Source organism: Saccharopolyspora sp. NPDC045941, from assembly GCF_056431445.1.
This window is the reverse complement of the sequence record NZ_JBWKKU010000046.1, coordinates 1-7,006: the sequence shown is the minus strand read 5'-3', so window position 1 is coordinate 7,006 and position 7,006 is coordinate 1. Positions and strand designations below refer to the sequence as shown.

The window sequence follows — 7,006 nt, the reverse complement described above, 5'->3', positions numbered from 1 at the left end:
CTTACGATCGGGTGGGTTGGGAAAAGGCGAGGGGGTGGTTCGTTCTTGTCCCGCCGTTTGCGGGTTTTTGGTGTGGGTTACTTCGATTGGATCCCCCCCCCCCCCCCCCCCCCCCACCGGCCGGGGTCAGCTCGTCCGGAGCGGTCCCAGGCGCACCGGGAGTTCCTCCACCGCGCGCATGTAGCCGGGCCGCCACCGCAACTTCTCGACGGGCACGGCCAATTCGAGGTTCGGGTAGCGCTCGAAGAGCGAGCCGAGGCCGATCTCCATCTCGACCTTGGCCAGGGATGCGCCGAGGCAGTAGTGCATTCCTCGCCCGAACGCGACGTGCCCGTTCTCCGCGCGGTCGAAGTCCAGCGCGTCCGGCGAGGCGAACCGCTCGGGGTCGCGGTTCGCGGCGGCCAGCGACGCGAGCACCCAGGAACCGGCGGGGATCGTGGTGTCGTCGAGCTGGATGTCCGCCGTGGTGAAGCGGAAAACCCCCGGCGTGGACGGCCCGTCGTAGCGCAGCAGTTCGTCGACGTGCGCCGCCAACGCGGTGGGATCTTCCCGCACGGCGGCGAGTTCCGCCGGGTGGTCCAGCAGGGACAGCACGCCGAGCGCCAGGGAGTGCGACGTCGTCTCGTGCCCGGCGACGAACAGCAGCAGCGCCACTCCGGCGAGCTCCCGATCGGCCACTTCACCGCCGGCACCTGTCACGAGCGCGCTCAGCAGGTCGTCTTCTGGATTCCTGCGCTTGGCGTCGAGCAATTCCTCGAAGTAGGCGTAGAAGGAGTTCACGGCGGAGACCACCAGGGGCGCCTTTTCCGGGTCTCCGACGAATCCGAGCGCCTGGTTGGTCCACTCCCGGAACTGCACGGCGTCCGCTTCCGGAATGCCGAGCAGCGCGCACAGCACTGACACCGGGAACGCATAGCTGTAAGAGCGGACGAGGTCGACTTCGTCCTCGCCGCGCAATGCGTCCAGCAGCCTGTCGGCGATGGCCCGCACTTGCGGCCGCAGCGCTTCCACGCGGCGCGCGCTGAACTCGCGCACCACCAGTTTGCGCAGCCGGGTGTGGTCGGGCGGATCCATGTTGATGAACAGTCCCTGCCGGATGGACCGGAACGCCTCGGCCACCTCCGGCGCCACCTCGTCGGCGCCGCTGCGCTCCGGCGAGAGGTCGCAGCTCACGTGAGGACTGGACAGCACGTTCACGACGTCGGGATAGTGCGTCACCACCCAGCACTCGCGCCCGTCCGGCAGGACGACCGGCTGCGCCGGACCGCTCTCCCGCCAAGCCGCGAGGCACGGGTGGGGATTGGCCAAGAACTCGTCGCTCATGGACAGTTCCACCGGGCCGGCCACGTCGCTCGTGCCCATCTTTCCTCCTGTGATCCGATGCTGGAACATTCGGTGAGAATTGCGGACGACGAACCCGATGCTAGGTGTACCGAAATGGCCCAGCAACGGCCGAGAATCGCCGACACCCGGTATTCCACCGGTTCACCCCAGCGGATTATCGACACCCGCACGCGACGCGACGAAACGGCGCCGCTGATCCACTTTTCCGAGGCGATTCCACGATCAGGTCGAAGTCGTTTCCTCGGTTGCAGCACCCCATTCCGCTGCAATAGCGTGCAGTGCGGTCCCCGAATTCTGCCGGTCCGGCACGGCCGGATCGCGCCGAAAGGAATTCCGCAATCACCGCAGCCTCGAAGGCGAGATCCACGAGATGAACCGAGCACAGCGACCATCACCGGGCGCCGGTGAAGTCCACGACGAGCACGGCGACGTGTTCACCGCGCTGCTGGACGGCAGCCTCCACTTCGGACTCTGGGACGACGCCACCCGCAGCATGCGGGAGGCCGCCGACAACATGACCGACCTGATGATCGAGAAGCTGGCGGTCGATCCGGCGCGGTCCGTGCTCGACATCGGCTGCGGCATCGGGGAGCCCGCCGTCCGCCTGGCCCGCGCCAGGAACGTCGACGTGGTGGGCGTCAACGTGAGCCGCCAGCAGCTCGCCGCGGCGACCGAACGCGCGACGGCGGAAGGGCTGCAGGACCGGGTGCGCTTCGAGTTCGCCGACGCTCTGGACCTGCCCTTCCCGCCGGAATCCTTCGACGCGGCATGGTTCTTCGAGTCCCTGCTGCACATGCCCGACCGTCGCCGCGCGCTGTCGCAGGCCGCGCGCGTGCTGCGCCCCGGCGGCAGGCTCGCCGTCGCGGACTTCATCCGGCGCGGCCCCGACCTGGACGAGCAGACCGCGGTCGAGGAACGGCTCGCCGGTTTCCACATCTCCGCCATGCCGACGCTGGAGGACTACGCCGAGACGGTCGCCGACGCCGGCCTCGTCATGGTGGAAGCGATCGACGTCTCGGACCGAAGCTGGCGGCAGACCCTGGCGGTGGTCCAGGAGAACATCGCCCGCCTGGAGCACACCTTCACCACCCCGTCCGGCCAGGAGGACTACTGGACCGAAGCGCGCGAAACGCTGCCCAGGATCGCCGAGGGATCGGCGCTGGGCTACGCGGTGTTCGTCGCGGCCAAGCCGCAGTGATCCGAGAAACCACCCGAAGGCAGGAGACATGATTCCCGAGGCATCCATCGGTGAAACCATCTTCCCGCTGCCACGCCGCACGTGCCCGTTCAGCCCACCGCCGATCTACGAGCGGTTGCGGGCGGAGCGGCAGATGGTTCGAGTGCGGACGCTGGACGGCGGCAGCGCCTGGCTCGCGACCCGCCACGAGGACGTCCGCAGGATCATGAGCGACCCGCGCATGAGCGCGGACCGGCACAACCCGTGCCTGCCGCCGCTGATGCATGGTCAGCGAATGCTGGCAAACGGCATACCCGAGACGATGACCGGGATGGACGCGCCCGAGCACACCCGGGCCCGACGGGCCGTGCTTCCCGAGTTCGCAGCCAAGCGGATGAACCTGCTGAAGCCGCGCATCCAGCAGATCGTCGACGAGTGCCTGGCGACGATGCTCGACATCGGGCCCCCCGTCGATATCGTGGAGACGCTGGCGTTGCCGCTACCGTCCCGGGTGAGCTGCGAAATGCTGGGCGTGCCCTACGCCGAGCACCACTATTTCGAAGAGCGCATCTCGCGACTGTCCAGCCAGCGCACTCCGGACGAGGAACGCATCAAGGCACACGTGGAACTACGCGACTTCGTCGACGACCTGGTGCGGCAGAAGGAGAAGAACCTTACCGACGACCTGCTTGGCCGCCAGATCATCAGGCAGCGAGCAGAAGAGGGCCGGGACGACCACGAGGCGATGGTCGCGCTGGCCTTCCTACTGGTGCTCGCCGCGAACGAGACGACGGCCGGCGCAATCGCCCTGGGCGTCCTGGCGTTCCAGCAGCATCCCGAACAACTCGCCGCGATCCGGCAAGACTCCGGCCTCATTCCCGGCGCCGTCGACGAGGTGTTCCGGTACTTCACCATCGGGGATGTCGTCACTTCGCGAGTAGCGGTGGAGGACGTGCAGATGGGCGATGTTGTGATCCGCGCCGGCGAAGGCGTGCTCCTGTCGTTCTACGCGGCCAATCGCGATCCCGACACCTACGACCGCCCGGACGAGTTCGACATCTGGCGCGATGCGCGGAACCACTTGACGTTCGGCTTCGGCCCGCACATGTGCCTCGGCATGACGCTGGCTCGAATCGAGCTCGCGATCGTTTTCGAGACGCTGTGCCGCCGCATTCCCGATCTTCGCCTGGCGACGCCGCTGGCGGACATCCCGTTCAAGGAGGACGCCACCATCTACGGGATACACGAGCTCCGAGTGACCTGGTGATCGACCTCCCTCGAGAGGCCGCCGCTGTCGATCGCACGGCCACGCCGCCGGCGGCGATGGGCGTGCAGCACGGCGACGCAGTCGTGGTGCAGCTCCGAAATGCCTCGAATCCATCGACCTCGTCCCACACGCTCAAAATCAAGAACCTGATCAACAGCAGCGAAGTGGCTGCCGGCTCCGGGCTGCGTCCCATGCACGATGAGACCGTATGCCTGTACGTGTCGTCCGCTGGCGGAACTCCCCGAACTGCGGGACCTGTGCCAACACCTTGAATCCTGCGGACCGCACTCCGCGGAGCGATCGAGAAGCGAGCGGGCGACTCACTCGAAGCCAGGCTGATCCGGTGAAGCGGTCTCCTGATCTAAGCTGCTGCTCGATCATTCCGATCCAACTTCGAACTTCCTGGAGGAAGTCCTTGGCAAGCAATGCGCTGACCGCGGTCGTCACCGGTGCCGCGAGCGGGATCGGGCGGGCACTGGCCGAGGCGCTCCACGCCAAGGGCGCCGACCTCGTCCTGGCCGACGTCGATGCCGACGCGCTCTCCGCGACCGCGGAGCGGCTCGGCGCGACAAGCGTGACGGCCGATGTGTCCGACCCGGCCGCGATGAGCGCCCTGGCCGCGCAGGCCCCGCAGGCGCGCCTGATCTGCCTCAACGCCGGTGTGGTGGGAGCGTCGCTGGGCGCGCCGTGGGAGGTGCCGGCCGACGAGTGGGATCGCGTGTTCGGCATCAACGTCGGCGGCGTCGTCAACGGGCTGCGGGCGTTCGTGCCGGGCCTGCTCGCCTCCGGTGAGCAGGCCCACGTGCTGATCACCGCATCGCTGGCGGGCCTCACGGTCTTCCCGGGCGGCGGGGCGTACGGGCCGTCGAAGCACGCCGTCGTCGCCGTCACCCAGCACGCGGCGATGGCCCTGGCCGGCACACCGGTGCGGGTCACCATGATCTGCCCGGCACTGGTCTCCACCGGCATGTCGCCGGAGGGAGTCGAGCCGGGCCTCGTCGCGCACGAGGCGCTGCAGGCCGTCGACGACGGCGTCTTCGCCGTCGTTCCCTCGGAGTGGCAGGCGGCCGTCGTCGCGCAGGTCGAGCAGATCGCGTCCGGACACCGGCCCACGCCACCCACCCCGCAGTCCGCGTGAGCGCCGTCAGGGCAGCGCGGCGCCGCGGGCCGTGATCCAGAGCCGGTACCACTCCTCGTGCGTGAGGTCGGGTTCCCGCTGCGCCGCGTCGCGGCAGGCGCGGATCCGTTCCGGCTTCGCGCTGCCGATGACCGGCGCGATCTCCGCCGGGTGGCGCTGCAGCCACCACAGCACGATCGTCTCCGGAGTCGTGCCCTTCTCCTCGGCCAGGGCCGCGACGAGTTCCGCTGTCGCCCGCTCGGTCGGCGTTTCCTGACCGCCGGTGAACCGGCCGCGCGCGAGCGGGCCCCAGGCCTGCAGGGAGATCCCGTTCGCCCGGCAGTGCTCGATCGTGCCCAGCGGGAAGCCGATCGACGCGGCTTCGGCGGTGTTCACCAGCACCCCGGCCTCGCACCAGTCGCGCCGGTGCAGGCTCATCTCCAGCTGGTTAGCGACCAGCGGCACGCCGAGGTGCGCCTGCAGGTGCGCGATCTGGGCCGCGCTCATGTTCGACACCCCGAAGCGCCGCACGAGGCCCTGCTCGTGCAGCGACATGAGCGCCTTGGCGACGTCTTCCGGGTCGGCCAGCGGGTCGGGCCGGTGCAGGAGGAGCACGTCGATCACGTCGGTGCGCAGCCGGGCGAGGCTCTCCTCCACCCGCCGGACGATGCTGTCCCCGCGCAGGTCGTAGATCCCGGGCCGGTCGCCCTCGGCCTGCCGGATGCCGCACTTGGTCTGCAGCACGACGCGTTCGCGCAGCCCGGGCGTGCGGGCGAGCACCTCGCCGAAGGCCGCCTCCGCCTTGCCGCGCCGGTAGATGTCGGCGTGGTCGAACGTCGTGATCCCGATCTCCAGCGCCGCCTGGATCGCCGCCTCGGCCGCGTCGATGTCGGCCGCGGCGAGGGGTTCGGCATCCCAGCTCCCGCCGAGCCCCATGCACCCGTACAGCACGCGATCCGCGCTCGTCTCCGTCGTCACCGGGCCATCCTAATCAGTTCTGGGAGTGAGCCATCGGGCAAACTCCTGGTTGGTAGCCGACTGGCAGGTGAGCACTCTGTCGTCCTGGACGTGTGAGTCCTGATGAAAGAGCGTGCCCCTGCCGGTAGGCCGGGAGAGTTGATCGCTGCTGGGATGTCGTGCCCGCCCGTGGTGGCGTGAGCACTGCTTGATTAGGTCGCTGATGGTTCTCCCGCCGGGCTGCTGAGGGTGATCGGCATCGAGAACAGGAGGACCGTTGCGGCTGTTCGTAGGGGACGATTGGGCTGAAGACCATCACGATGTCGAGCTGATGGACAGCGCCGGTCGCCGGTTGGCCAAGGCCCGGCTGCCTGAAGGGGTGGCCGGGATGGCCCGGCTGCATTCGATGATCGGGGACCAGCTCGGCGAGGACGCCGAGGATACGGAGGTGCTGGTCGGGATCGAGACCGACCGGGGACCGTGGGTGGCGGCGCTGGTCGCCGCCGGATACACGGTGCTGGCGGTCAACCCGTTGCAGGCCGCCAGGTTCCGTGACCGGCTGGGTGTCTCGGGCGCGAAAAGCGACGCCGGTGACGCTCACGTGCTGGCCGACATGGTCCGCACCCATGCCCACGAGCTGCGGCCGGTCGCCGGTGACAGTGCCCGGGTCGAGGCGATCAAGGTCGTGGCCCGCACCCACAAAACGCTGATCTGGGAACGGACCCGCCACACCCAGCGGCTGCGGCACGCGCTGCGGGACTACTTCCCCGCCGCGCTGGCCGCTTTCGACGACCTCGACGCCGCCGACACTCTGGAATTGCTGGCCAAGGCCCCCACACCGGCCCAGGCCGCCCGGCTGACGCTCACGCAGATCAGCGCCGCGTTGAAACGGGCACGCCGCAAGAACATCACCGAGAAAGCGACGGCGATCCAGGCCGCGCTGCGCTCCGACCAGCTCGGTCAGCCCGAGGTCATCGCTACCGCCTACGCCGCCTCCATCCAGGCGCTGATCGCGGTCCTGACCGTCCTGAGTACCCAGATCAAGGCCTTGCAAGGGCAGGTCGAAGCCCATTTTGGGCAGCACCCGGCCGCTGAGATCATCCTGTCCCAGCCCGGACTGGGACCGGTCCTCGGCGCCCGGGTG

At 69.0% G+C, this 7,006-nt stretch carries 6 protein-coding genes; 4 read left to right on the top strand and 2 right to left on the bottom strand.

The genetic code is table 11. The features are described 5' to 3' along the window. Positions 1-126 precede the first annotated feature (126 nt). On the bottom strand, positions 127-1,362 hold the full coding sequence (locus AC07FN_RS30850; RefSeq protein ID WP_478398764.1) for a cytochrome P450 family protein: 1,236 nt from the start codon (positions 1,360-1,362) through the stop codon (positions 127-129). 352 nt (positions 1,363-1,714) lie between these two features. Between AC07FN_RS30850 and AC07FN_RS30845 the strand changes: the two genes are divergently transcribed. The 3 genes from AC07FN_RS30845 (at position 1,715) to AC07FN_RS30835 (ending at position 4,926) form a co-directional block, all read left to right on the top strand. Further along, positions 1,715-2,542, top strand: a complete 828-nt coding sequence (locus AC07FN_RS30845; protein WP_478398763.1) for an SAM-dependent methyltransferase — start codon at positions 1,715-1,717, stop codon at positions 2,540-2,542. A 28-nt stretch (positions 2,543-2,570) separates the two neighbouring features. Then, on the top strand, positions 2,571-3,788 hold the full coding sequence (locus AC07FN_RS30840; protein WP_478398762.1) for a cytochrome P450: 1,218 nt from the start codon (positions 2,571-2,573) through the stop codon (positions 3,786-3,788). A gap of 415 nt (positions 3,789-4,203) precedes the next feature. Next, positions 4,204-4,926, top strand: coding sequence for an SDR family oxidoreductase (locus tag AC07FN_RS30835; RefSeq protein ID WP_478398761.1), 723 nt, complete (start codon positions 4,204-4,206; stop codon positions 4,924-4,926). A 6-nt stretch (positions 4,927-4,932) separates the two neighbouring features. On the opposite strand, the gene AC07FN_RS30830 is transcribed toward AC07FN_RS30835, so the two are convergent. Beyond that, positions 4,933-5,883, bottom strand: coding sequence for an aldo/keto reductase (locus tag AC07FN_RS30830; protein ID WP_478398760.1), 951 nt, complete (start codon positions 5,881-5,883; stop codon positions 4,933-4,935). Between the two features lie 256 nt (positions 5,884-6,139). On the opposite strand from AC07FN_RS30830, the gene AC07FN_RS30825 reads away from it, so the two are divergent. After that, positions 6,140-7,006: IS110 family transposase (locus AC07FN_RS30825; protein WP_478398759.1), on the top strand; the 867-nt coding region annotated here is incomplete at its 3' end.